Raw genomic sequence first — 24,623 nt, forward strand, 5'->3', positions numbered from 1 at the left:
TGCGTTACAGATCGAGCACCAGCAAGGGCGACTGGCTACGCGAACAGCACGGCAGGATCTGATCGTTGGCGGCGCGCTCGTCGTCGGTCAGATAGACGTCGCGATGCTCCGGGGTGCCGTCGATCACCCGCGTGAGGCACGTGCCGCACACGCCTTGCTCGCACGACATCTGCACTTCCACCCCGTGCGCGGCGAGCGCCGCGACAATGGTCTCGCCCGCCTTCACGTCGATCACGCGGCCGCTCGAATGCAGCTTGACCTGGAATGCCTTGTCGCCCGCCGTGTCCGACGGTACCGGTGCGGCGAAGTACTCGCGATGCACATTGCCTTCCGGCCACTGCGCCGCTTCTGCGCGCGCCAGCACGGCATCGATGAATCCTGCCGGGCCGCACACATACAGGTGCTTGCCGCCGGACGGTTGCGCAAGGATCGCGTCGAGATCGGCCCGCTCGCCTTCGCTGTCGAAGTACAGACGCGTCTTCGCCGCGAGATCGTCGCGCGCGAAACGATCGCGAAACGCCGTGCGCGCTGGTTCCCGCGTGCCGTAATGCACTTCGAACGACGCGCCGCGGGCGCACAACGCTTCGGCCATGCACAGAATCGGCGTCACGCCGATCCCTCCGGCAAGCAGGATGCTGTGCGTGGCGTGTTCCACCAACGGGAAGTGATTGCGCGGCGCGCTGATCTCCACCGTCGTGCCGGGCGTGAGCGCGTGCATGGCGGTCGAGCCGCCGCGCGACGCCGGGTCGCGCAGTACGCCCACGCAATAGCGATGGGTCTCACCGGGCGCATTGCACAGCGAGTACTGCCGCACAAGCCCGTCGGCCACATGCACGTCGATGTGCGCACCCGCGGTGAAGGCCGGCAATGGGTTGCCGTCGACACTCACCCATTCGAATTCGCAGATGTCGGTGGCGACATCGCGCTTGCTCGCGAGCCGGACCTTCATGCCGCGTTCTCCGCGTTCCCCAGACTGCCCACGTTCCCCCGTCCGGCCCGTTCGGCCTCGATCAGCCGATCGAGCACCTTGCGCGACTGCACGCCGCCGGCGTCGATGTTGAGCTTCAGGATCTTCTTCTCCGGATACGCCGAGAGGTTGCGTTGCTGGGCTTCGAGCACTTCCTGGTCCTCGGCGAAGATACGGCCCTGGCCGCGCTTGATCGCGGCGGTCAGCTCGGCATCTTCGGGCTTGAAGTTACGCGCCATGCCCCAGAAGTACCAGATCGATTCGTCGGTCTCGGGCGTAATGAAGTCGACGACGATGCTGCCGGCCTTCTTGTCGGCCGGGGCGTCGTAACCGCCATGACCCGCGTGCGCCACACCGACTTCGATCATCACGTGACTTGGCGGCGTGAAGCGGCACACCTGCCAGCGGTCGCACGGCACCTGGTCGTCCAGGCCGTTCGCGCGCAGCGCGCTTGCCCAGAACGGTGGCGCCTTGATGTTCTCCATATGACGCGCCGTGATCACCCTGTCCCCCTCGACCGTCGTCTTCGGCGGGGCTTCCTCGATCTCGTCCTGACCGATGCTCGTCGCGTGCACGTAGGTCTCGTGCGTCAGGTCCATCAGGTTGTCGATCATCAGTCGATAGTCGCACTTGATGTGATACAGGCCACCGCCGTAAGCCCACTGATCGCTCACCGCCCATTCCAGGTGAGGAATTTCGTCGGGATTCGCGAGCGCGGCGTCGCCCGGCCAGACCCACACGAAGCCGTAACGCTCCACGCACGGATATGCGCGCGTTTTCGGGAAGCCGCCGACACGCTGGCCGACCATCTTCGTGCACTTGCCGCCGCCGTCGACCGTCAGGCCGTGATAGCCGCAAACGAGGTGGCCGTCCTTGACGAAGCCCAGCGACAGCGCCGCGCCGCGATGCGGACAGAAGTCTTCCAGGGCCGCGACGTTGCCGTTGGCTTCCCGGAAAAACACCATCGCTTCGTTGCAGATCTTGCGGCCCAATGGCTTGTCGGCGAACTCGTCCGGCGTGCACGCGACGTACCAGGTATTTTTCAGAAACATGATCGTTTGTCTCCTTGGCGCGCCGTCGACGGGCGCGCTCTCGTGTCGATAGAGGATGCTCGGGATGAAGTCGAGGGGCGCGTGTCAGAGCAACTGCGCGCCCATGCTGTGTTCCTGGGTGACGATGTGCTCGCGGCACATGAACTCGGCGCGATCGGGCTGACGGGCGGCAATCGCCTCGACAATCGCGTGATGCTGGCGATGCGCGTACGCGATGATGTCGGCGTACTGGCGTCGGTCCTTGTGTCCGAAGGCCACCGTACGCGGCGCGACGAAAGGCACCAGATTGCAGCGCGCGACGAAGCCTTCGAGCAGCGGATTGCGCGCACCGACGACGAGAAGGTCATGAAAGCGCGCGTTGAGCGACGCGTAACCGATCTGTACTTCGGCCGTCATCGTATGGTCGGCGAGCAGGGCGTCGCCTTCGGCCAACAGGTCGCGCAACTGCTTGAGCAGCTCGGCGCTTGCACCCTTTTCGGCCAGCAGACGCGCGGCATAACCTTCGAGCGCGCCGCGCAGATGCAGCGCCTCGACACTTTCCTCACGCGTATGCGCTCGCACCGCGTAGCCGCGCTGACCGGCACGCACGACCAGGCCTTCCTCGGCAAGCACCGGCAATGCCTGCCGCACCGGCATGCGCGAGACACCGAGTTGCTCCGCGAGCTTGGCTTCGGCGAGACGCTCGCCCGGCGCAAGCTCACCCTTGAGAATCATCTCGCGCAACTGAACCGTGGTGGGCGTGGGATGCAGCATGCGTCTCCTTTCGATGGCGGGAATCCGTGCCGGTCATTCTGGAGGCTTCCAGCCCCGGCTTTTTTATTATGGGATCCCATAATAAGACATTGCATCAGTAAATACCCTGCTTTATGTGCATATGGGATCCCGTATAGACTCGCCGCAGCATAACAGTGGGGGATCGCATGGCATCGCCCACGCATGACAAGACAAACGACGGAGACTTCACGTGGCAAAGATCATTGGGGGGATCGGTACGTCGCATGTGCCGACCATCGGCGTGGCGTACGACAAGGGCAAGCAGCAGGATCCCGCGTGGGCGCCGCTGTTCCAGGGCTACGAGCCCGTGGCGAAGTGGCTGGCGGAGAAGCAGGCCGATGTGCTGGTGTTCTTCTACAACGACCACGCGACCACGTTTTTCTTCGACATGTATCCGACGTTCGCGCTCGGCGTGGGTGACTCGTTCCCGATCGCCGACGAAGGGGCCGGGCTGCGTCCGTTGCCGCCGATTCGGGGCGACGTCGCGCTGCAGGCACACATTGCCGAGTCGCTCGTGAACGACGAGTTCGACATCACCGTTTTTCAGGACAAACCCATCGATCACGGCTGCGCGTCGCCGCTGCCGCTGCTGTGGCCGCACAAGCCGGACTGGCCGGGAACGGTCGTGCCGATCGCCATCAACGTTTTGCAATATCCGTTGCCAACGGGGCGCCGCTGCTATCGCCTGGGTCAGGCCGTGCGCCGCGCCATCGAGTCGTATCCGGAAGATCTGCGCGTGGTGGTGGTGGGCACGGGCGGTCTCTCGCACCAGATCCACGGCGAGCGCGCGGGCTACAACGACGAAGCGTGGGATCGCGAATTCCTGTCGTTGCTCGAACATCAGCCCGAGACGCTGACCGAACTCAGGCATGTGGATTACGTCGAGCGCGGCGGGGCCGAGAGCGTCGAGCAAATCATGTGGCTGTCGATGCGCGGTGCGCTGGGCCCGCGCATCAAGCGTCTGCATCTGAACTACTACCTGGCGACGACGACGGCCATGACCGTCGCCCTCTACGAGGAGGACGCCGCATGAATCCGCAGCTCGAAGGCATCGACGCGATCACCGGCACTTACGCGTTCGACTTGCGCGTGAGCCATCGCACGCTCAAGCTCAATCGCTTCTTCTGGCACATGATTCGCGCCGACAATCGCGAGACGTTTCTCGGCGACCCCGTTGCCGCGATGACCGCCGCTGGTCTGACCGCCGACGAACAGGCGATGGTGCAAGCGCAGGACTGGCTTGGCCTCGTGCGTCACGGCGTGAATTTCTTCGTGCTGGAGAAATTCGCTCGCGTGGTGCGCAAGACGAACCTCGAAGTCTATGCGCTCATGCGCGGCGAGACGCTCGACGAGTTCATGGCCACGCGTCGCGTGCCGACCCTGCGCTGAGCCCGGCGACGCACCGCGCATGTCCATCGACACTTCCATCAGCCTGACCACACCGTTGGCCGCCCCTCAGCTCGCCTGTCACGAGCGCGGCACGTGGAGTCGTACGCCGCAGAGCAACGAGGCGACGCTCCTGTGTCGAAAATTGCGTGGCCTGCGCGCGATGGTCGCCGTGCTGGAATGCGATTCGGTTGCGCGTGCGGCGCGCATGCTGCATCTCTCGCAGTCGGCCGTCGCACGCTCGATTTCCGACATCGAGTCGGCGCTGGGCTTCCCGCTGTTTCACCGCAGTGGACGCGGTCTGACGCCGAATGCGGCTGGCCAGCGCCTGGGCGTGCGCGCCTCGCGTGCACTCACGGAGTTGGCCAACGGGTATCGCGAGGCGTTTGCCGCCACGGCGTCGCAGGCCGACGGTGGCGCGCGGGCGGCAAGTCGCTTCGCGGCGGTCGTCGCCCCGCAGCAACTCACTAGCTTTATCGCGGTCGCGGAGCTGGGTAGCGGGCCGCTCGCGGCGAGCCGCCTGCAATGCTCTCAGCCGACCATCCAGCGCAATCTCGATCAGCTCGAAGATCTGATCGGCATCAAGCTGTTTCGACGCACGCCGCGCGGCACGCGTCTGACAGACGAGGCGCAGGCGTTGCTTGGCCCGGTCAAGCGCGCGCTGGCCGAGCTGGCGATCGCCGAAGACGAACTCGCGCCGTTCGGGGGGCGTCAGCAAGGCACCGTGATCGTGGCCGCGTTGCCGCTGTCCAGCGGCTTTCTGCTGCCCAAGGCCATCGACAGTCTGCTGTACCAGTCGCCGTATCTGAACGTGACGGTGGTGGACGGCACCTACGAAGCCCTGATTCGCCAGTTGCGACAGGCGGACGTCGACATGATCGTCGGTGCCTTGCGAGCGAGCGACGTGCCGCCGGACATTCGCCAGGAGGCGCTGTTCGAGGATCACCTGTCGGTGGTCGCCCGTGCCGATCACCCATGCCTGTCGCCGGGCCGCACGCCCACGCTCGCGGAACTGGCCGAGTACGGCTGGGTGAGCCCGCTGCCCTCCACGCCCGCACGCCGGGTATTCGAGCGCGTGTTTCATGCGGAGGGTCTGGCATTGCCGCGTACGCAGGTGCACGCGAGCAGTTCACCGGTGGTGCGCGGGTTATTGTCATCGAGCGACCGGCTTGCGTTGCTCTCGCCGGTGCAGATCACGTCGGAGTTGCGCACCGGCGAGCTGGCCGTCGTACCGGTGCCGTTGCAGCATGCACGTCGTGCGATCGGTGTCGCCACGCGGCGCGACGGTTTGCTGTCCCCGGCTGCTGAGCAATTGCTCGACGAGTTGCGCGCGATGGCCCCGACAATGCAGCATCCGACGTAAGACGCGTGTCAGGCTCGCGATACGGTTCGCGAGCGCGGCGAAATTCGCTGATTTCGCCATGGCTTGCATGTGGCGACGCGTTCTCTTCCTTCCGAGTCATTCGACTTGAAATGTGCCGTGACGCCTGCCCGCCGCGCCTTTCGCGGCGGGCGTTCCACCATGGGAACGCAAAACGTCTCGCACTGCGAAATCTCGCTCGCGAAATGCGTCCCGTCACGTAAGGGAAATCTCGGGGATATACGAAAAACGCGACGCTCGACGCGGGAGTTTCATTCGACGCGCCGCGCTCGGCTGCCTAAGCTGTTTCCCATACCTTGAAAAGGCTCGCCCCCCGGCGCGCCACATCGAAAAGACGGAGCGGCGCTCGACGCCGACGAGGAGACGACACCATGATGAAGCGCCATCTGTGGCTTGCTGTAGCACTTGCGAGTGTTTGCCAATTCACCGCTGTCTCGGCGCGTGCCGAGGAAATCAAGGTCGGCATGCTGGGGCTGTTCTCCGGCTCGGCGTCCTGGTGGGGCACGGAGTATCGTCGCGGCGTCAACCTGTGGCTCGAGCAGCACAAGAACAAAGTGGGCGACGACACGCTCGTGATCCTGGAGCGTGACGAAGGCGGCGTGAATCCGCAACGCACGCGTCAGCTGGCGCAGGAGCTGGTGGTGCGCGATCAGGTGCAGTACCTGTTCGGCGGCTCGTTCACGCCGAACGTGCTGGCCATGGCCGACGTGGCGACGCAGACCAAGACGCCGCTCGTCATTGGCAATTCGGGCACGTCCAGCGTGACGCTCAAGTCGCCGTATTTCGTGCGCACGGGCTTCACGCAGTGGGCCGTGAGCGTGCCGCTCGTGGAGTACGCCGCCAGCAAGGGCGTGAAGAATGCGGCCATCGTGGTGGCCGACTTCGCGCCGGGCTACGACGCGATCGACGCCTACAGCGAGACGTTCAAGAAGGCGGGCGGCAAGATTGCCACCGAAGTGAAGGTGCCGCTCGGCACGACCGATTTTTCGAGTTATCTGCAACGTGTTCGCGATGCCAAGCCGGATGCCCTCTTCCTGTTCATGCCGGTGGGGCCGATGTCAGCCGGGTTCGTCAAGGCGTTCAAGGAGCGCGAACTCGACAAAGCGGGTATCCAGCTCTTCGCAACGACGGAGACGATGGAGTCCGATTTGCCGGCCATCGGCGACAGCGCAATCGGCACGATTACCGCCCTGCATTATTCGCCGTACCTGACGTCGCCGGAAAACACCTCGTTCGTGAAGGCCTACAAAGCGAAGTACGGTCCGGGGGCGCTGCCGTCGATTGCCTCGGTGTCGGCCTACGACTCGATGACCGTCATCGCACAGATGATCAAGGCCACGAAGGGCAAGAAGGATGGCGACAAGGCGATCGCCGCGGTGAAGGGTTTCGCCTGGACGAGCGCCCGGGGTCCGGTGTCGATCGATCCGAAGACGCGTGAGATCGTGCAGAACGTGTATATCCGCCGGGTGGAGAACATCGACGGAAAGCTGGGCAACAAGCCCATCGAGACCTTCAAGTCGGTGGTCGAGCCGTGGCATGTGAGCCACCCCCAAGTGGCCGCCAAGTAACGCAGGCGTTGTCGCTCAGTTCGTTCGGTAATTCGTCATGACGCAATCGCTTGCCACTTTCCTGTCGTTGTCGATCGACGGTGTGGCCTACGGGATGTTGCTGTTCCTCATCTCCGTGGGTCTCACGGTCACGCTGGGCGTAATGCGCGTGGTCAATCTCGCGCACTCCGCCTTCGCCATGATCGGCGGATATTTCACCTTGTGGGCCATGCAGCGTGCCGGGCTCGATTTCTTCGCCGCGTTGCTCGTCGGGGTGGCGGGCACCATGGTGCTCGGTGCTGTGCTCGAACGCACGTTGTATCGCTGGGTCTACACGGCCAACGGTCTGGGGCAACTGCTCATGACGATCGGGCTCGCGTTCATCATCTGTGCGCTGGCCAAGCATCTCGCCGGGACCGAGCTGCAGTCGATTCCCATTCCCGAGGCGCTGCGCGGCACATGGGACTTCGGTGCATTCTCCGTGTCCGTCTATCGCATCTTCGCCCTGGTGTGCAGCGCGGTCGTGGCCCTCGGCATCTGGTGGGGGCTGGAGCGCACGCCGTTCGGTGCGAAGTTGCGCGCGGCCGTGGACAACCCGCGCATGGCGCGCTGCGTTGGCATCGACGTGCCGCTCGTGTTCTCGATCACATTTGCCATCGGATGCGGGCTGTCCGGACTGGGCGGCGCGCTGTCGAGCCAGATCCTGCCGCTCGAGCCTTACTACGGTCTGAAGTATCTGGTGCTCGTGCTGATCGTGGTGGCGGCCGGTGGTCTCGGCAGTCTGCGCGGCTCGCTCTATGCAGGTCTGCTGCTCGGCCTGATCGACACGCTCGGTCGCTATTACGTGCCAGCGCTCGGCGCTTTCATGATTTACCTGGCCGTGCTGGCCATTCTGCTGATCCGCCCGCAAGGGTTGGTCGGGCGCGCCTGAGCGGAGGGTCATGATGTCTCATACGAATCCGCTGCCGTCGGCCGCAGGCACGGCGCACGTTGTCCCCGCGCTGCGACGCAAACGTCTCGGTGCGCTCGATGCGGTGTTGCTTCTCGCCGCCGTTGCCACTTACTTCTTCGCCGATCTGTATCTCGCGCTAGCCACGAGCGTGCTGATCATGATCATCTTTGCGCTCTCGCTCGATCTCGTGCAGGGCTATTGCGGCATCGAGACACTCGGGCACGCGGCATTCTTCGGCAGCGGTGCCTACGCGGCCGGCCTCTTCGCGCTGCACGTCTCGCCCGACCCGCTGCTCGGGCTGGTAGCGGGTGCCGCGGTAGCGGCGCTGGTGGGGCTCGTGACCGGCATCGTCGTGCTACGGGTGAGTGGGCTCACGCAGATCATGCTCACGCTCGTGTGCGCCACGCTGCTCTATGAGGCCGGCAACGTCGCGAAGTCGATCACGATGGGCGACGACGGCCTGACGGGCTACACCATCGCGCCGGTGCTGGGCAAGTTCGAGTTCGATATCTATGGACATACGGCGTATCTCTACGCACTCGCCGTGCTGCTCGTCGTGTATTTGTTCGCGCAATTCCTCGTGAACTCGCCGTTCGGTCTGACCGTGAAGGGCATTCGGGAGAACGCCACGCGTATGTCGCTGCTCGGTGTGCGCGTCGGCTTGCGTCGCCTGATGCTCTACACCCTCGCCGCGGCCCTGGCCGGCGTAGCGGGTGCGCTCTCGGCACAGGTCAACAATATCGTGGCCCTCGACGCACTGTCGTTCACGCTGTCGGCCAACGTGCTCGTGATGCTTGCCCTGGGCGGCACCGGACGCCTCTATGGCGCGGCCCTCGGTGCCATCGTCTTCATGGTGTTGTCCGATCGCATCGCCGCCATCGACCCGACGAACTGGCTCGCCGCCCTGGGCGTGCTGCTCATTGTCGTGGTGCGCTTCGCGCCCGACGGCCTGATCGGACTGGTGGATCGCTTTGCCGCTCGCGTCTACCGTGCGCGGCGTCGCGACCCGCGCGCGAGCGTGACGCACACCGTCGGCAACACCCAGGCAACGACCACGGACAAGGAGGTGACGCCGTGAGCGCCGCACTCGACATTCAGGGTTTGTCCAAGCGCTTCGGCCAGCTCGACGTCACACGCAACGTCAGTCTGTCGCTGCCCGTGGGCGCGCGACACGCACTGATCGGCCCGAACGGCGCTGGCAAGAGCACGCTGATGAATCTGCTCACGGGCGTGCTCAAGCCGAACGCCGGTGTGGTGCGCGTGGGCGGCACCGATGTGACGTCGATGCCGTCGCACCAGCGCGTGAAGCTCGGGCTGGCGCGCACGTTCCAGCTCAACACGCTATTCGACACGCTCACCGTGGCCGAGAACGTTGCGCTCGCCCTCACGGCGCGCGGCGGCCTCGACGCTCGCATCGGCAAGCCGCTCGCGCGCCGTCCGGCGCTCGTGGAGGAAGCGGCGGAGCGTTTGCGCGCGCTCGGCATGCTCGATCTCGCGGGCAAGCGCATCGACGAGTTGGCCTACGGCCAACGTCGTCAGGTCGAAATCGCACTCGGTCTGGCGCTTGATCCCAAGGTGCTGCTGCTCGACGAACCCGTGGCCGGGGTGCCGTCGGGGCAGGGCCGCAAGCTGTTCGAATTGCTTGAACGCTTGCCCGAAGACGTGGCGGTGATGGTCATCGAACACGACATGGATCTGGTCTTCCGGTTCGCGCGCCGCATCACGGTGCTGGTCGAAGGCGCGGTGCTGATGGAAGGCGAGAAGAACGACGTGCGCCGCGATCCGCGCGTGCGCGACATTTATCTGGGGCGTCGCCATCATGACTGACATCGTGCTTGAAGCCAGCGGGCTCAGCGCCGGGTACGGCGAGACCATTGTGCTCGAAGACGTGAGCCTGCGTCTGGCGTCGGGAGAAGCGCTCGCCATTCTCGGTCGCAACGGCGTGGGCAAGAGCACGCTGCTGCTCAGCCTGCTGGGACTGACCACGCGCCACGGCGGCGTGGTGCGTTATCGGCATGACGACATCTCGTCGTGGCCGGCGTACAAGCGAGCACGCGCCGGGTTGGCGCTGGTGCCGCAGGAACGCGAGATCTTCAAGTCGCTCACCGTCGAAGAAAACCTGCAGGTGTCCGCGATGGGGACGGCCGCCGGCGCCTGGACGCTCGATCGCGTGTACGACCTGTTCCCACGCCTGCACCAGCGGCGTCGCAACCTGGGCAACCAACTCTCGGGCGGCGAGCAGCAGATGCTGGCCATCGGCCGCGCGTTGATCGGCAATCCGCGCGTGCTGCTGTTCGACGAGCCGTTCGAAGGGCTTGCACCGGTGATCGTCGATCAACTGGTCGATGCGTTCTGGAAGCTGCGCGCGGACGGCGGCATGGGCGTGGTGCTCGTGGAGCAGCACGCGGAACTGGGATTGGAGCTGACGGACCGCGCACTGGTGCTCGACCGGGGCCGCGAGGTCTGGGCGGGACGCAGCAGCGAACTGGCCGCATCGCCGGAACTGCTCGGCACGCTGGTCGGCCTGGAAAGCGCCTGAACGGGCACAGCACAACACGTATTGACGTCAAACATATGAGCACATCACAGCACACCTTCACCGGCGGATTGGCCGGCCTTGTGGTCAGCGCCCATTCGGCGGACTTCGTCTGGCGTGCGGCGGGCACGATTGCCACGCATGTCGCGCAGGGCTATCGCATGAAGGTCGTGTGCCTGTCCTTCGGCGAGCGTGGCGAGTCGGCCAAGCTCTGGCGCAAGGGCGCGGACATGACCGAGGCGAAGGTCAAGGTCGCGCGTCGCGAAGAAGCGCAGCGCGCGGCCGATATTCTCGGCGCGGAAATCGAATTCCTCGATATCGGCGACTACCCGATGCGCGTGTCCGACGAGACGCTCTTCCGGCTCGTCGACATCTACCGCGAGCTGCAACCGTCGTTCGTGCTGAGCCATTCCGAGAAGGACCCGTACAACTTCGATCACCCGCTGGCGATGCATGTGACGCAGGAAGCCCGCGTCATTGCGCAGGCCGAGGGCCACAAGCCGGGCGAGACGATCATCGGTGCCCCGGCGGTGCTCGCGTTCGAGCCGCATCAGACCGAACAGTGCGAGTGGATTCCGAACACCTTCGTCGATATCACGCCGGTGTGGGACACGAAGCGTGCCGCCATCGAGTGCATGGCGGGGCAGGAGCACTTGTGGGATTACTACACGCGTGTGGCGTTGCAACGCGGCGTGCAGGCCAAGCGCAACATCGGCATCGCCGCCGCGCGCGACATCAAGTACGCGGAGGGCCTGATGCGTCTCACACCGGTCGTGACGGAGCAACTGTCATGATCCGCGGCGTCGTCGTTCGTCAGATTCCCCGTGTCGATGCCGCCACGCTCGACGTGCTGCGCAGCGCAGGCAGCGCCACGGTGCACGAAGCGCAGAGCCGGCTCGGCCTCATGGCCACGTACCTGCGCCCGATCTACGCCGGCGCTGCGGTGGCCGGCAGCGCGGTCACGGTGCTCGCGCCGCCCTCGGACAACTGGATGCTGCACGTTGCCGTGGAGCAGGCGCAGCCGGGCGACATCGTGGTGGTCGGCGTGACCTCGCCTTGCGACGACGGCTACTTCGGCGACCTGCTCGCCACGTCGATGAAGGCGCGCGGTGTCGCCGGCCTCGTCATCGATGCAGGCTGTCGAGACATCGGCACGCTCACCGACATGCGGTTTCCGGTGTGGTCGAAGGCCATCTCGTCACAGGGCACGGTCAAGGAGACGCTCGGCTCGGTCAACGTGCCGGTCGTGTGCGCCCATCAGATCGTGAACCCGGGCGACGTGATCGTCGCGGATGACGACGGCGTGGTCGTGGTGCCGTTCGCGAACGCCGAGGCCGTGGCCCAGGCGGCGGCCGCACGCGGCGCCGACGAAACCTACAAGCGCGGTGTGCTCGCGGGCGGCACGCTCGGGCTCGACTATTACAAGATGCGCGAACGCCTTGCCGCGAAGGGCTTGCGCTACGTCGATTCGCTCGACGAGCTGCAAGGCGAATGAGGACCGCGACGTGACGCATTCGCAAACGCGTATCCGGGCGGCCGTCATGCGGGGCGGCACCTCGAAGGGGTTGTATTTCCTCGCCGAGGATTTGCCCGCGCAGGGCGCTGCGCGCGACGCCGTGCTGCTCGCGGCGATGGGCTCGCCCGATGCACGTCAGATCGACGGCATGGGCGGTGCGAATCCGCTCACGAGCAAGGTCGCCATCGTCTCGCGCGCCACGCGGCCCGACGCCGACGTGGACTATCTCTTTGCCCAGGTCGTGGTCGACGAAGCGCGGGTCGACTACGGACAGAACTGCGGCAACCTGCTCGCCGGGGTGGGGCCGTTCGCGATCGAGCGGGGGCTCGTGAGCGCACCGGGTAACGTGACGGACGTCGGCATTCACATGCTCAATACGGGGCAGGTGGCGGTGGCCACCGTGCAGACCCCGCGCGGCATGGTGAAGTACGACGGCGACGTGGCCATCGACGGTGTGCCGGGAACGGCTGCTCCGATTCCGTTGATGTTTCGCGATACGGCCGGTTCCTCCTGCGGTGCGCTGTTCCCGACGGGGCAGCGTCAGGATGTCGTGGACGGCATCACGGTGACATGCATCGACAACGGCATGCCGCTCGTGCTCCTGCGCGCGGCGGACCTGGGCATCACTGGCGCGGAGTCTTGCGAGCAGCTCGACTCGGCGCCAGCGCTTCAGGCGATGCGCGACCGGATCGAGGCAATTCGACTGGCTGTCGGCCCGCGCATGCATCTTGGCGACGTGCGTTCGCGCACAGTGCCCAAGATGTGTCTCGTCGCGCCGCCGAAGGCCGGCGGTGCCCTCGCGACACGTTGTTTCATTCCACATCGTTGCCACTCGTCCATCGGCGTGTTGGCGGCCGTCAGCGTGGCGACGGCTGCCGCGCTGCCGGGCACTGTTTGCCACGCGATGGCCGTGGTGCCGGACAACGACGCGCCGTTGCTCGCCATCGAACATCCGACGGGCGAATTCACCGTGCGCCTCGCGCTTGGCGTCGATGCCGACGGTGCGCCGGACGTTGCCGGCGCCGGCCTGCTGCGCACGGCGCGCTGGCTCTTCGACGGCGAGGTGTGCATACCGAATCGTGCTTGGCCGCAGGGAGGAAAGCCATGAGTGTCGAACGTTCCCCGTTGCTCCTGCTCCCCGGCTTGCTTTGCGATCACGTGGCCTGGGCGGCCACCGCCGCAGCGCTGCCGCAATACGATTGCCGCGTTCCCACGTGGGGCATGCTCGACACCATCGACGCGATGGCCGATCACGTGCTGGCAAGTACCGCCGCGCCATGCTTCGCCCTCGCAGGGCACTCGATGGGCGGACGCGTGGCGCTGGAGGTGGTGCGTCGCGCACCGCATCGCGTCACGCATCTTGCGCTGCTCGACACGGGTTATCAGGCGCTGCCCGACGGCGAGGCGGCCGAGAAGGAGCGTGCCGGACGCGCGGCTTTGCTCGCTCGCGCGCGCGAAGCCGGCATGCGGGCGATGGGGCAAGTGTGGGCGACCGGTATGGTGCATCCCGACCAGATCGGCACGCCGCTGTTCGGCACGATTCTCGACATGATCGAGCGCAGCCACCCCGATCAGTTCGCCGCCCAGATTCATGCATTGCTCGGTCGACCGGATGCAACGTCGCTGCTGGCCGGCGTTCGCTGTCCGACGCTCGTGTTGTGCGCCCGGCAGGACACCTGGAGCCCGCTCGCGCGTCACGAAGTGATGGCGGGGCTCATCCCGGGGAGCGTGCTGCACGTCATAGAACACAGTGGCCATATGAGTCCGATGGAGCGCCCGCAGGAAGTGGCGCAGGCCATGCGGTCCTGGCTGGCACGGTCCGCGTCGCACACCGAATCCTCCGAGGGGCGCGACGCATGACGAACGATGCCGCCGATCAGGACCTGACGCCCGGCGTCGACCCGCAATCGCTCGACGCCCTGCTGGCCAAACAGGCTTGCCACGACCTGGTGATGCGCTTCGTCGCCTGCAACGACCGGCGCGACGCGCAGGGACTCGCCGCGCTGTTTGCCGAGACGGGGGTGCTCGTGCGCCCCAACGGCGACGCGCTCATTGGCCCCGTCGCCATTGCGGCTGCCTATGCGCAGCGTCCGGTGGATCGGCTCACGCGGCACCTCGTAGGCAACGTGCTGATCGATGTCACGGCGCCGACGCGCGCAATCGGCAGTTGCACGGTGCTGCTCTGGAGCGGCTCGGCACACGATGTGCCGGGGCCGTTCGGACGTCCGGCACAGGGCCCTCAGGTGATGGGGGAATTCGAGGACACGTTTGTGCGGACCGCGCAGGGCTGGCGCATTGCCCGCCGCGAAGCGCGTTTCACTTTCGTACGCGACGCGTGAGGAAAAATCAGCACCGCACGTCGCGCCATCCATGCACTTGAACCCGGCGGAGGGCGCAGTCAGGGCGGTGGTTCCAAGGGCAGTACCCGAGGCGGCCAGCATGCCGTCTTGCAAAAGTCTGGGCCGGCGAGGTTGCCAACGGTCCGGAGGTTGAAGTCTGTAGTTGCTGTGTATTTCAAAAACAAGGGGACAGAAGTGAAAGTGAAACATGCATTGGCCGCTGGCCTGCTGCTGGGGGCGGGCCTGGCGCACGCGCAAAGCAACGTGACGCTGTACGGGATCGTCGATACCGGCATCGCCTACTACAACAACGCCGCCACGGGCGGCAGCTTCATCGGCGAGCCGACGCTCACGGGCAAGGTGCCGTCGCGCTTCGGCCTCAAGGGCGCGGAAGATCTGGGCGGCGGCCTGAAAGCCGTCTTCACGTTGGAAAGCGGTTTCCAGCCGGGGACGGGTAACCTGAACTACGGCGGACGTCTGTTCGGCCGCCAGGCCAACGTGGGTCTCGCGGGCGACTGGGGCACGGTGCTCCTTGGCCGCCAGAACAACATGACGTTCTATGTGACGGGCAACGCCGACGTGATCGGACCGTCGATCTTCTCGCTGGCCAGTATTGATCCCTACATCGCCAGCGCGCGTAGCGACAGCGCCATCGGCTACATGGGTAAATTCTCCGGCGTGACGCTTGGCGCGACCTACAGCTTCGGGCGCGATGGCTCGGCCGCGGGCGGCCCGTCGGCCACGAACTGCGCGGGCAACGTTGCCGGCAACTACCAGGCCTGCAAGCAGTTCACCGGCCTGATCGGCTACGACTACCAGAACTTCGGTATTTCGGCGTCTTACGACCAGATGCGCGGCAACACCGGCGCCGCGGCACCGCTGACCAGCTCGCACTACACCGATTCGCACTCGGTCATCAACGCGTACTACAAGTGGTCGACGGGACGCGTGGGCGGTGGCTGGATTCACCGCAACGTGAGCGCCGACGCCGCCTCGCTGCGCTCGGACATCTACTTCATTGGCCTGACCTATCTGCCGACGATCACCTGGGCGTTCGACGCGCAGGCCATTCGCTACCAGTTGAAGAGCCGTGCCAACGCGACGATGCTCATCGGCCGCGCCACCTACTCGCTCTCGAAGCGCACGTCGCTGTATGGCCTGGTCGGCTGGGTGGCGAACAGCCAGAATGGCGCGGTGGCGATTGCCGCCGGCGGCTCGGTCGCCACGGGGGGCAACCAGTTCGGCACGATGCTGGGCATTCAGCACACGTTCTGACCGGTCGCGCCGGCGACAAGACGCAAGACGTCATGGAGACGTCATCAAGACGTCAGCGCAACGCCAGAACGCGCAGCATCGCGTGCTGTTCAAGCGAGGGGATCGTTCCGGGGGGGGACGATCCCCTGGTGAGGCGGTGCTGCGCCCCCCCAGGTTTGTCAAAGCGGGATTCGCGCGCTAGCATCGTGCCTAGTCATGGTGGCACCGTGTTCTGCGACAGGAAGGGCGATTGTCGGGGCGTGGTGACCATCTCCCCGTATCTCCTCGCATGAATCCGCTATCTTCGTGTCTTCTTCTCACGTTCTGAGCCGGCGACGCCGGGCGCCCCGCGCCCGCAGCGAACACGGCACGCGCGGTCCGGTCTGGCTGTTCGATCTGGACAACACGCTGCATCGCGCGTCGCACGCGATCTTTCCGCGCATCAATCGCGCGATGACGGCCTATATCGTCGAGAAGCTGGGGCTGCCGCCCGACGAAGCCAATCGTCTGCGTACCGACTACACGGCGAAGTACGGGGCCGTGCTGCTCGGCCTCATCAAGCATCACGCCATCGATCCGCACGAGTTTCTGGCGCGCGTGCACGAGCTGCCACCGCTGGTCGAGGTGCTGCGCGCCGAGCGCGGGATCGCCCGCCTGCTCGCCGGCTTGCCAGGGCGCAAGATTCTCCTGACCAATGCGCCCGCGCATTACGCCCTGCCGATTGTCGAGGCACTGGGCATTCGCCGACATTTCGAGCGCTGCGTGAGCATCGAGGACATGGCGGACCGCCGGGCCTGGCGCGCCAAACCGGATGCGATCATGTTGCGTCGGCTGCTGGTGCGCGAGGGCCTCGCGCCGTATCGGACGTGGCTGGTCGAAGACACGCGCTCCCACCTCAAGCACCTCCGGCATTTCGGTATCAAGACGGTCTGGATCACGGGGCATCTGCCGGCCAGAAACAGTCTTGGCGATGCCATGCCGCGCAGTGGGCGCCCACACTACGTGGATATCAAAGTACAATCTCTGCGCGAGTTACGGGCGCGCCTTGCGACCGGGGCCGGTGCAAGACGCGCAGCCCGAGCCGCCCGACCCAAAAATACCTACCGATAACGACCAGACGATGCAGCAGGAAAACTCTTCGAGCGGTGCCGGTTACGGCGCCGCCGATGCGCTTGAGGCCGTGCCCGCGCCGGTGAAGACAACCCGCCCCAAGCCGGGTGAGCGCCGGGTGCAGGTATTGCAGACGCTTGCCGCCATGCTCGAGACGCCCAAGGGCGAAAAGATCACCACGGCCGCGCTCGCCGCGCGTCTCGACGTTTCCGAAGCGGCGCTCTATCGCCATTTCGCGAGCAAGGCCCAGATGTTCGAGGGTCTGATCGAGTTCATCGAACAGACCATCTTCGGTCTGATCAACCAGATCTCCGCGCAGGATCAGGACGGCGTGACGCAAGCGCGCGCCATCGTGCTGATGCTGCTCGGGTTCGCCGAGAAGAACCCCGGCATGACGCGCGTGCTGACCGGCGAAGCGCTGGTCGGCGAACACGAGCGCTTGCAGGAGCGCATGAACCAGTTGCTCGACCGCATCGAGGCGTCGCTGCGCCAGGTGTTGCGTCTGGCGTGTGCACAGGGCACGCTGCCGGAGACGTTCGATGCCAACTCGCGCGCCAACCTGCTCGTGTCCTACGTGCTCGGCCGCTGGCATCGCTTCGCCAAGAGCGGCTTCAAGCGCTCGCCGGTCGAGGGGGCCGAGCCCCAGATCGCCGCGCTCCTGCGCTAAGATCCCAAGTCTGCGCCGACGGCGCGGATTACGTTATACTTTTGCTTCCCGCGCCGAGGCCGACGTACGTTTGACCGGCCTTGATGCGATGATTGGCGCGCCGATTTGGTGACTCGCTTGCGGGCGCGCGAATGACTCTGACTGAGGGTTCCCCGGCAGAGGGCATTCATTAAAAATGCGGCTAAAGAGGTCGTGCGCGCACGCCGCCGTTTTCCCGTCGACCCCTTTTCCCGCACAGAACGCTTCAGGACGCCGTCCGTCGACCCTTGTCGACTGGGGCGCCGGCCCCGGCATGTTTCGGAAAGGGAGTTATGGAATCTTCAATCGGAATCGTCACACCGCAGCGGATGCACTTCGCTGAGCCGCTGGCACTGCAGAACGGCAGCATGCTCGCCGGCTACGACCTGATGGTCGAGACCTACGGTGAATTGAACGCCGATCGCAGCAATGCGGTGCTGGTGTGTCACGCGCTCAACGCGTCGCATCATGTGGCCGGAATCGCCGCCGACAATCCCAAGGACATCGGCTGGTGGGACAACATGGTCGGGCCCGGCAAGCCGCTCGACACGAATCGCTTCTTCGTCATCGGCGTGAACAACCTCGGCTCGTGCTTCGGCTCGACCGGGCCGATGAGTCTCGACCCAACCACGGGCACACCGTACGGCGCCCGCTTCCCCGTCGTGACCGTCGAGGACTGGGTCAACGCGCAGGCGCGCGTGGCCGATGCGTTCGGCATCCATAAGTTCGCGGCAGTGATGGGCGGCAGTCTCGGCGGCATGCAGGCGTTGGCGTGGAGCATCATGTATCCGGAGCGCATTGGGCATTGTCTGGTGATCGCCTCCACGCCGAAGCTCTCGGCGCAGAACATCGCCTTCAACGAAGTGGCGCGCTCGGCCATCCTTTCCGATCCGGACTTCTACGGCGGCAACTATTACGCGCATGGCGTGGTGCCGCGTCGCGGGCTGCGCGTGGCGCGCATGATCGGCCACATCACCTATCTGTCCGACGAGGACATGGCGACCAAGTTCGGCCGCGCGCTGCGCCGTGCCGAGGTGATGGCCGACGGCGTAAAGGGCGACGGCAACGCGCAGGACGACGGCTATCGTTTCAGCTTCGACGTGGAGTTTGAGGTCGAGTCGTACCTGCGCTACCAGGGCGACAAATTCGCCGAGTACTTCGACGCCAACACCTATCTGCTGATCACGCGCGCACTCGATTATTTCGACCCGGCCCGCACCGTGGGTGGCGATCTGGCGAAGGCGTTGTCGCACACCACGGCCAAGTACCTGATTGTGTCGTTCGCGACCGATTGGCGTTTCGCGCCCGCGCGCTCGCGCGAGATCGTCAAGGCGCTGCTCGACACGCGCCGTACCGTGAGCTACGCCGAGATCGATGCGCCGCACGGGCACGACGCCTTCCTGCTCACCGATGCGCGCTATCACAACCTGGTGCGCGCCTACTACGAACGTATCGCCCAGGAGGTCGGGGTATGAGTCAGTCCACGGTACCGGGGAACAGCGCCCAGGCGGCGGCGCTCGCAGCGTCGCGCGGCCGCATTTCGGCGTCGCTGGCCGAGCGGCCCGACTTCCGGGTGATCGCGCGATGGATCGAACCGTCGTCGCAGGTGCTCGATCTCGGGTGTAGCGACGGCTCGTTGCTCCGTCTGCTGATCGACGAACTCGATGTGAGCGGTTACGGCGTCGAGATCGACGACGCCGGTGTGCTGGCCTCGGCGCAGCGCGGCATTAACGTCATCCAGCAAAACATGGAAGACGGGCTGAAGCTCTTTGAGGATCAGAGCTTCGATACGGTCATCCTGTCGCAGACCTTGCAGACCCTTCACCGCACGGCGGACATCCTGCGCGAGACCGTGCGGGTCGGCCGCGAAGCGATCGTGTCGTTCCCGAACTTCGGTTACTGGCCGCACCGGTTGTCGGTGTTGCAGGGACGCATGCCGGTGTCGAAGAGCCTGCCGTTCCAGTGGCATAACACGCCGAACGTGCGCGTGCTGACCATCAAGGACTTCGAGGCGCTGGCCCCGGACGTCGGTGTGCAGATTCTCGATCGGGCCGTGCTGCATAACGGGCGACTCGTGTCCGTGGGCGCGAACTGGCGTGGTAGTCTTGCGGTCTATCGCGTCAAGCGTTCCTGAACCGACGGCAGCTAACGGGGCAGCGAAGCGCCGGGCCCCTGGCGGGTGAAGGCAAAGGGGGCCGGGTGCCGTGCACCGCGGGCGGCTGGCCCCAACTGTCCTTTCCATGACCGATTCGCTGCCGCCCGACGACGGGCGCGTCTTCCACCCCACGCGGATGCTCATCTGCGTGATTCTCGGTTTCACCTCCGGCTTGCCGCTGTTCATCCTGCTCAACCTGGTGCAGGCATGGCTGCGCAGCGAGCACGTGGACCTCAAGGCCATCGGCCTGTTCGCCCTCATCCAGTTTCCGTACACGTGGAAGTTCCTGTGGGCGCCGCTCATGGATCGCTTCGCACCCAACGTGTTCGGATGGAAGCCGGGACGGCGACGCGGCTGGATGTTCGTCACGCAACTGCTGGTGGCCGGTGTGGTGGCGCTCATGGGAACGTATTCGCCGCAGCGCGACCTGATGACGATTGCCGCGCTCGCGGCCGCGCTGGCGTTCTTCAGCGCCAGTCTGGACATTTCGCTGGATGCTTATCGGCGCGAGTTGCTGTCCGACCGAGAGCAGGGTCTCGGCACGGCGATGCATGTGAATGCCTATAAGGTGGCGGGACTCGTGCCGGGGTCGCTGGCCCTCATCATGGCCGATCATCTGCCGTGGTCGCAGGTGTTCTTCGCGACGGCGGCGTTCATGCTGCCAGGCATCGTGATGACGCTCGTCGTCAAGGAGCCGGCGATTCGCGGTACGCCGCCGAAGACGCTGCGCGAGGCGGTGGTCGAGCCGTTCCACGAGTTCGTCACGCGCGGCGGCTGGACAAAGGCGCTGTTGGTGCTCGCGTTTATCTTTCTCTACAAGTTGGGCGATTCGATGGCGACGTCGCTGGCCACGTCGTTCTACCTGGATCTGGGATTCACGAAGACGCAGATCGGCGTGGTCGCCAAGGCGACGAGCCTGTGGGCGAGCGTGGCGGGGGGCATCATCGGCGGGGTCTGGCTGATCAAACTCGGCATCAACCGTGGGCTATGGGTGTTCGGCGTGCTGCAACTGGTGTCGGTGCTGGGCTTCGCGTGGCTGGCGAAGGCAGGGCCGGTCGTCACGGGGCTGGGCGCGGTGATCGCCTTCGAAGCGTTCACGGCCGGGTTGGGCACGGCGGCGTTTACCGCCTACATCGCCCGTACAACCGACCCGCGTTACACGGCGACGCAGTTCGCGCTGTTCACGAGTCTGGCGTCGGTGCCACGCACGTTCGCGAACGCGGGCACCGGGTATATCGTCGACGGCGTGGGCTGGGTGACCTTCTTCCTCATCTGCACGGTGCTGGCCGTACCCGGCATGTTGCTCTTGCCGAAGGTCGCCCCCTGGGGGGCCGACGATGACGATGGCGATGGCGTGCCCGCGGCAAGCGGGTCGCGCTGACGCGAGGGGGCAGGCCCCCTTCGTCGCCTTCGCTGTGATGGTATGGCTCGGGCGCGGCACGAGCGTGCCGGCGCGTTGGGCGTCTGGATTACAGCGCGTGATCGTAGTCGACCGTGAGCGGCGCGTGGTCGCTGAACTTGATGTCGCGAAACACGGAGGTCGTCTTGGCTTTGCCGGCGATGCCGGGCGTGGCGATCTGGTAGTCGATGCGCCAGCCGACGTTCTTCGCATAGGCTTGTCCGCGATTGCTCCACCACGTGTATTGATCGGCGCGCGGGTCGAGCGTGCGGAAGACGTCGACATAGCCGTGGTCGTCGAACAGCTGTGTAAGCCAGGCGCGCTCTTCCGGCAGGAAGCCTGAGTTCTTCAGGTTGCCCTTCCAGTTCTTGATGTCGATTTCCTTGTGCGCGATGTTCACGTCGCCACACAGGACGACCTCGCGTCTCGCCGCCTTGAGCGCGAGCAGGTGCGGCATGAAGTCGGCCATGAAGCGGAACTTGGCGGTTTGTCGTTCCTCACCGCTCGAACCCGACGGGATGTACACCGAAATGACCGACAGGTTGCCGTAGCGCACTTCGACATAGCGGCCCTCGGCATCGAACTCGGCATTGCCCCAGCCGACGACGACGTCGTCCGGCTCGCGCCGCACGTAGACGCCCGCGCCGCTGTAGCCCTTCTTCTGCGCGTAATGGAAGTGGCCCTGGTAGTCGTGGGGCGTGAGGAAGTCCGGCGTCATGTCCGGCAACTGCGCCTTGATTTCCTGTACGCACAGGATGTCGGCGTCCTGATTGCCGAACCACTCGAAAAAGCCCTTTTTGGCGGCCGATCGCACGCCGTTCAGATTCGCGGTAATGATGCGCATGAGTGTCGATGCGCCGCGCTCACGCGGCAAGGGAAAAGGTCAGCGGCAAGGATACCGCAATCACCGGATCGTGTTGGACGACCTGCGATGGTCGGGGACGGCGTGCCGTCGGCATAGGGGTGTCGACGTTGGCTGGATGTCACGTGCGCCGCGCGCCGCCGGCGATGGCCGCCTTGGCCTCGCCGTCGCCGCCCGGGCCGAGTAGGTCGCGCGCGAGCGCGAGCCAGCGTCGCGCCGCGTGCGACAGATACGAGTCGCGCCGCCACGCCATCGCCAGATCCCACGGAATCTCGGGGTCGCGCACGTTCGCGATCACGAAGCGTTTCGGGTCGAGCCGCGCGCAGAAGGGCTCGGGCAGCAAGGCAATGCCGACGCCGTTGTCCACCATCGATGCAATGAAGTCCCACTGGCTGGAACGTCCCGCAATCTTGGGCGTGAAGCCCGCGCGACGACATGCGGTGATGACCAGTTCGGACAAGGCAAATCCCTCGCCGTAGAAGACAAACGGTTCGTCGCGCAACTCGCCCAGACCGATGGAGGCGCGGCCTTCCCAGCGTGAATCGCGCGGTGCAATCAACCGCAACGGGTAATGGCACACGGGCAGCACGTCGAGAATCGTGGGATCGACCGGCAGCAGCACGGCGCCCAATTCGATGTCGCCGGCCAGCAACGCCTGTTCGATGGCACGCGAACCGGTTTCGAAGAGCTTCATCTCGATATCCGGGTAGTGCTGATGAAACGCGCCGATCACCGGGATGAACAAGTCGCCGCCGAGCGGCGGAATTCCGATCGACAATTCGCCGCGCGCGACCGTCTCGAGATCGGCCACCTCCTGCTGCAGGCGCGCGTAAGCGGCGAGCACATCCTGCCCGCGCTCGAAGACGACGCGTCCCGCATCGGTCAACTGAAGCCTGCGGCCCATGCCGCGCTCCTCGCGCAACATCAGCGGCGTACCCAACTCGTCTTCCAACGCCTTGACCATCTTGCTCACGGTCGGCTGAGTGACAAACAGCGCCTCGGCCGCCGCCGTGAAGCTCTGCTGTCGCACCACTTCCACAAATCCTCTCAACGCGCGCAGTTCCATTTTGGATCTCTCTTGTGCACCGCATTGGTGCCATCAGCTGAAAAGCCCCGTCCTGTATGGCTTTCTCACGCACCATTAGGGTTAATACTTAAATTATTCCAATTTGGAATCGATTTGATAATTCTAATTCATTATATTTATGTTGCGGTGCTTCCTATACTCGGTCTCATATTGATGTCACACCCGGGAGCCCGCCATGACCAAGATGATTGCCAGCCGTATGTATCGCCGTAGCAAGGGCGTGGTGGACGTGGTTTGGCAGATCGCGCTGCTCACCGGTATCTATTTGGTGGCGGATGCTGCATCGCGTCATTTTCATCTCCCGCTGCCGGGTGGCGTACTGGGGCTGCTCGCCGTGGTGGCACTGCTCATGAGCGGTGTGCTGAAGACGGAGAAGATCAAGCGCGGTGCCGACTGGTTTCTGGCGGAAATGATTCTCTTCTTCGTGCCGATGGTCGCGGCCGTCATGCAATACACCGATCTGCTGCGCCAAGAGGGCCTGCAATTGCTCGCCGTGATCGGCGTCGGCACGGTGCTCGTGATGGTCTCGACGGCGCTGGCGGTCGATCTGGCCTGCCGCGCCGAGCGTCATCTCAAGCGTGCCCTCGTTCGCCGTGCGCACGCGCACGATGTCCGCTGATGCGTGACGTGTGCCAAGCCGCCGCTGTCGCAGCGGTGCCCAATCCTGCTGGCGCTTGCCGGGTCTTGCCATGAATCATACGGCGCTCCTGCTGCTCGTTCTCACGGTCGTCTTCTATTACGTGTCGAAGCGCCTCTATGCACGTTTCGGCAAGGTGTGGCTCGGCCCGGCCATTCTCGCGCCGGTCCTGCTCATCGCCGTGATGGTCGGCGGCGACATTTCGTACACGACGTACATCTCGGACTCGCGCTGGCTCGTGTGGCTGCTTGGCCCGACGACGATCGCGTTTGCCGTACCGATCTACGAGCATCGCGACATCATTCGCCGGCATGCCTTTGCACTGATCGTCGGCGTTCTCGTCGCGATGGTCGTGGCCGTGGGCAGTTCCTTCGTGCTTGCCCGCCTGTTCGAGCTGCCCCCCGAGATGGCGCGCAGCCTGCTCGCCCGGTCGATCTCGACGCCGTTTGCCCTTGCGGTCTCCGACAAGGTCGGCGGCTCGCGCGATCTGGTGGGGCTTTTCGTCATCATCACCGGGTTCATCGGCATGTTGCTCGGCGAGGCGCTGCTGTCGTGGTTGCCGCTGCGCACCCGCATGGCGCGCGGCGCGCCGTTCGGCGCGGGGGCCCACGGCTTCGGCACCGCCAAGGCGCGCCAGATCGGTAGCGAAGAGGGTGTCGTGGCCAGTCTCGTCATGATGATCAACGGCATCGTGATGGTCTTTGCCGCGCCGTTGCTCGCCCATCTGCCCATCTGACGGCCGGTCGGCACGGGCGCCGCGCCGTTCGCGTCTCCCCCTCGAAAAATATCCCTTCGGGCGTCGCCCTTGCCCCGACGGCGCGCATCAGTTTTGCTACAATGCCGGGGTCTTGAGGAGCGTTGCGACAGCCACGGTGCTGCCAGGCTCAAGATCCTTCCTATTGGCCCCGCCGGCCGCCGGTTACTTCCGGAGCGCATGGCGTGTGGGCCCCAAGAACGGCGCTCACGTCCCAACTATCTAGTCTT

26 protein-coding genes and 1 riboswitch are annotated in these 24,623 nt (G+C 65.3%); of the genes, 21 read left to right on the forward strand and 5 right to left on the reverse strand.

Features of this window, described 5'->3' with window-relative positions; genetic code table 11:
* Positions 1-4 precede the first annotated feature (4 nt).
* From PCE31107_RS01615 to PCE31107_RS01625, 3 genes are all read right to left on the reverse strand, one after another.
* Positions 5-949 (reverse strand): PDR/VanB family oxidoreductase, encoded by a 945-nt coding sequence (locus PCE31107_RS01615; protein WP_130024563.1) that lies wholly within the window; start codon positions 947-949, stop codon positions 5-7.
* The gene (locus PCE31107_RS01620) at positions 946-2,019 is read right to left on the reverse strand and encodes an aromatic ring-hydroxylating oxygenase subunit alpha (RefSeq protein WP_150606087.1); all 1,074 of its coding nucleotides are present in this window, start codon (positions 2,017-2,019) and stop codon (positions 946-948) included. The genes PCE31107_RS01615 and PCE31107_RS01620 overlap by 4 nt, the downstream gene beginning before the upstream one ends.
* A gap of 84 nt (positions 2,020-2,103) precedes the next feature.
* The gene (locus tag PCE31107_RS01625; protein WP_130024565.1) at positions 2,104-2,772 is read right to left on the reverse strand and encodes a GntR family transcriptional regulator; all 669 of its coding nucleotides are present in this window, start codon (positions 2,770-2,772) and stop codon (positions 2,104-2,106) included.
* Positions 2,773-2,983: 211 nt separating this feature from the next.
* Here PCE31107_RS01625 and PCE31107_RS01630 point away from each other — a divergent pair, with 211 nt between their 5' ends.
* The 19 genes from PCE31107_RS01630 (at position 2,984) to PCE31107_RS01720 (ending at position 21,035) form a co-directional block, all read left to right on the forward strand.
* Positions 2,984-3,826 (forward strand): gallate dioxygenase, encoded by an 843-nt coding sequence (locus PCE31107_RS01630; RefSeq protein ID WP_017233984.1) that lies wholly within the window; start codon positions 2,984-2,986, stop codon positions 3,824-3,826.
* Positions 3,823-4,182 carry a protocatechuate 3,4-dioxygenase gene (locus tag PCE31107_RS01635; protein WP_130024566.1) on the forward strand — a complete coding sequence of 120 codons (360 nt, stop codon included), beginning with the start codon at positions 3,823-3,825 and terminating at the stop codon, positions 4,180-4,182. Before PCE31107_RS01630 ends, PCE31107_RS01635 begins: the two co-directional genes overlap by 4 nt.
* A gap of 19 nt (positions 4,183-4,201) precedes the next feature.
* Entirely contained in the window at positions 4,202-5,542 is a 1,341-nt protein-coding gene (locus PCE31107_RS01640) for a LysR family transcriptional regulator (RefSeq protein WP_130024567.1), read from the forward strand.
* Positions 5,543-5,931: 389 nt separating this feature from the next.
* A complete protein-coding gene (locus PCE31107_RS01645; protein ID WP_150606089.1) occupies positions 5,932-7,128 on the forward strand; it encodes an ABC transporter substrate-binding protein in 1,197 nt (398 codons plus the stop codon).
* A 37-nt stretch (positions 7,129-7,165) separates the two neighbouring features.
* Positions 7,166-8,038: a branched-chain amino acid ABC transporter permease gene (locus tag PCE31107_RS01650; protein ID WP_017233988.1), complete on the forward strand. Its 873-nt coding sequence runs from the start codon at positions 7,166-7,168 to the stop codon at positions 8,036-8,038.
* 10 nt (positions 8,039-8,048) lie between these two features.
* The gene (locus PCE31107_RS01655) at positions 8,049-9,137 is read left to right on the forward strand and encodes a branched-chain amino acid ABC transporter permease (protein ID WP_150606091.1); all 1,089 of its coding nucleotides are present in this window, start codon (positions 8,049-8,051) and stop codon (positions 9,135-9,137) included.
* Positions 9,134-9,886: an ABC transporter ATP-binding protein gene (locus PCE31107_RS01660; RefSeq protein ID WP_150606093.1), complete on the forward strand. Its 753-nt coding sequence runs from the start codon at positions 9,134-9,136 to the stop codon at positions 9,884-9,886. The genes PCE31107_RS01655 and PCE31107_RS01660 overlap by 4 nt, the downstream gene beginning before the upstream one ends.
* Positions 9,879-10,598 (forward strand): ABC transporter ATP-binding protein, encoded by a 720-nt coding sequence (locus PCE31107_RS01665; protein WP_150606095.1) that lies wholly within the window; start codon positions 9,879-9,881, stop codon positions 10,596-10,598. The genes PCE31107_RS01660 and PCE31107_RS01665 overlap by 8 nt, the downstream gene beginning before the upstream one ends.
* A gap of 35 nt (positions 10,599-10,633) precedes the next feature.
* On the forward strand, positions 10,634-11,389 hold the full coding sequence (locus PCE31107_RS01670; protein WP_150606097.1) for a PIG-L deacetylase family protein: 756 nt from the start codon (positions 10,634-10,636) through the stop codon (positions 11,387-11,389).
* Positions 11,386-12,090, forward strand: a complete 705-nt coding sequence (locus PCE31107_RS01675) for a 4-carboxy-4-hydroxy-2-oxoadipate aldolase/oxaloacetate decarboxylase (RefSeq protein ID WP_174966518.1) — start codon at positions 11,386-11,388, stop codon at positions 12,088-12,090. Before PCE31107_RS01670 ends, PCE31107_RS01675 begins: the two co-directional genes overlap by 4 nt.
* Before the next feature lie 10 nt (positions 12,091-12,100).
* A complete protein-coding gene (locus tag PCE31107_RS01680) occupies positions 12,101-13,219 on the forward strand; it encodes a 4-oxalomesaconate tautomerase (protein WP_150606099.1) in 1,119 nt (372 codons plus the stop codon).
* Complete coding sequence (locus PCE31107_RS01685) at positions 13,216-13,971, forward strand: alpha/beta fold hydrolase (RefSeq protein ID WP_150606101.1); 756 nt, start codon at positions 13,216-13,218, stop codon at positions 13,969-13,971. The genes PCE31107_RS01680 and PCE31107_RS01685 overlap by 4 nt, the downstream gene beginning before the upstream one ends.
* Positions 13,968-14,450 (forward strand): nuclear transport factor 2 family protein, encoded by a 483-nt coding sequence (locus PCE31107_RS01690; protein ID WP_130024575.1) that lies wholly within the window; start codon positions 13,968-13,970, stop codon positions 14,448-14,450. Before PCE31107_RS01685 ends, PCE31107_RS01690 begins: the two co-directional genes overlap by 4 nt.
* A 195-nt stretch (positions 14,451-14,645) precedes the next feature.
* Positions 14,646-15,725 carry a porin gene (locus PCE31107_RS01695; protein ID WP_370363321.1) on the forward strand — a complete coding sequence of 360 codons (1,080 nt, stop codon included), beginning with the start codon at positions 14,646-14,648 and terminating at the stop codon, positions 15,723-15,725.
* A gap of 285 nt (positions 15,726-16,010) precedes the next feature.
* Complete coding sequence (locus tag PCE31107_RS01700; protein WP_017233997.1) at positions 16,011-16,814, forward strand: HAD-IA family hydrolase; 804 nt, start codon at positions 16,011-16,013, stop codon at positions 16,812-16,814.
* Between the two features lie 10 nt (positions 16,815-16,824).
* Positions 16,825-17,481, forward strand: a complete 657-nt coding sequence (gene slmA / locus PCE31107_RS01705; protein ID WP_017233998.1) for a nucleoid occlusion factor SlmA — start codon at positions 16,825-16,827, stop codon at positions 17,479-17,481.
* A gap of 311 nt (positions 17,482-17,792) precedes the next feature.
* Positions 17,793-18,974: a homoserine O-succinyltransferase MetX gene (metX, locus tag PCE31107_RS01710; RefSeq protein WP_150606103.1), complete on the forward strand. Its 1,182-nt coding sequence runs from the start codon at positions 17,793-17,795 to the stop codon at positions 18,972-18,974.
* Complete coding sequence (gene metW, locus PCE31107_RS01715) at positions 18,971-19,633, forward strand: methionine biosynthesis protein MetW (protein WP_240756135.1); 663 nt, start codon at positions 18,971-18,973, stop codon at positions 19,631-19,633. The genes metX and metW overlap by 4 nt, the downstream gene beginning before the upstream one ends.
* A gap of 106 nt (positions 19,634-19,739) precedes the next feature.
* Positions 19,740-21,035: an AmpG family muropeptide MFS transporter gene (locus PCE31107_RS01720; RefSeq protein ID WP_150606105.1), complete on the forward strand. Its 1,296-nt coding sequence runs from the start codon at positions 19,740-19,742 to the stop codon at positions 21,033-21,035.
* Positions 21,036-21,123: 88 nt separating this feature from the next.
* Here PCE31107_RS01720 and PCE31107_RS01725 read toward each other — a convergent pair whose 3' ends face one another.
* The gene (locus tag PCE31107_RS01725) at positions 21,124-21,897 is read right to left on the reverse strand and encodes an exodeoxyribonuclease III (protein ID WP_150606106.1); all 774 of its coding nucleotides are present in this window, start codon (positions 21,895-21,897) and stop codon (positions 21,124-21,126) included.
* A gap of 139 nt (positions 21,898-22,036) precedes the next feature.
* Positions 22,037-22,981 carry a LysR family transcriptional regulator gene (locus PCE31107_RS01730; RefSeq protein ID WP_017234003.1) on the reverse strand — a complete coding sequence of 315 codons (945 nt, stop codon included), beginning with the start codon at positions 22,979-22,981 and terminating at the stop codon, positions 22,037-22,039.
* Between the two features lie 196 nt (positions 22,982-23,177).
* Between PCE31107_RS01730 and PCE31107_RS01735 the strand changes: the two genes are divergently transcribed.
* Together PCE31107_RS01735 and PCE31107_RS01740 are read left to right on the forward strand one after the other, a co-directional pair.
* Positions 23,178-23,621 (forward strand): CidA/LrgA family protein, encoded by a 444-nt coding sequence (locus tag PCE31107_RS01735; protein ID WP_150606109.1) that lies wholly within the window; start codon positions 23,178-23,180, stop codon positions 23,619-23,621.
* Positions 23,622-23,691: 70 nt separating this feature from the next.
* Complete coding sequence (locus tag PCE31107_RS01740) at positions 23,692-24,375, forward strand: LrgB family protein (RefSeq protein ID WP_017234005.1); 684 nt, start codon at positions 23,692-23,694, stop codon at positions 24,373-24,375.
* 108 nt (positions 24,376-24,483) lie between these two features.
* Positions 24,484-24,609: riboswitch (S-adenosyl-L-homocysteine riboswitch) on the forward strand.
* The last annotated feature ends 14 nt before the right edge of the window (positions 24,610-24,623 follow it).

Source organism: Pandoraea cepalis, assembly GCF_902459625.1.
In the GTDB taxonomy this organism is placed as follows: domain Bacteria; phylum Pseudomonadota; class Gammaproteobacteria; order Burkholderiales; family Burkholderiaceae; genus Pandoraea; species Pandoraea cepalis.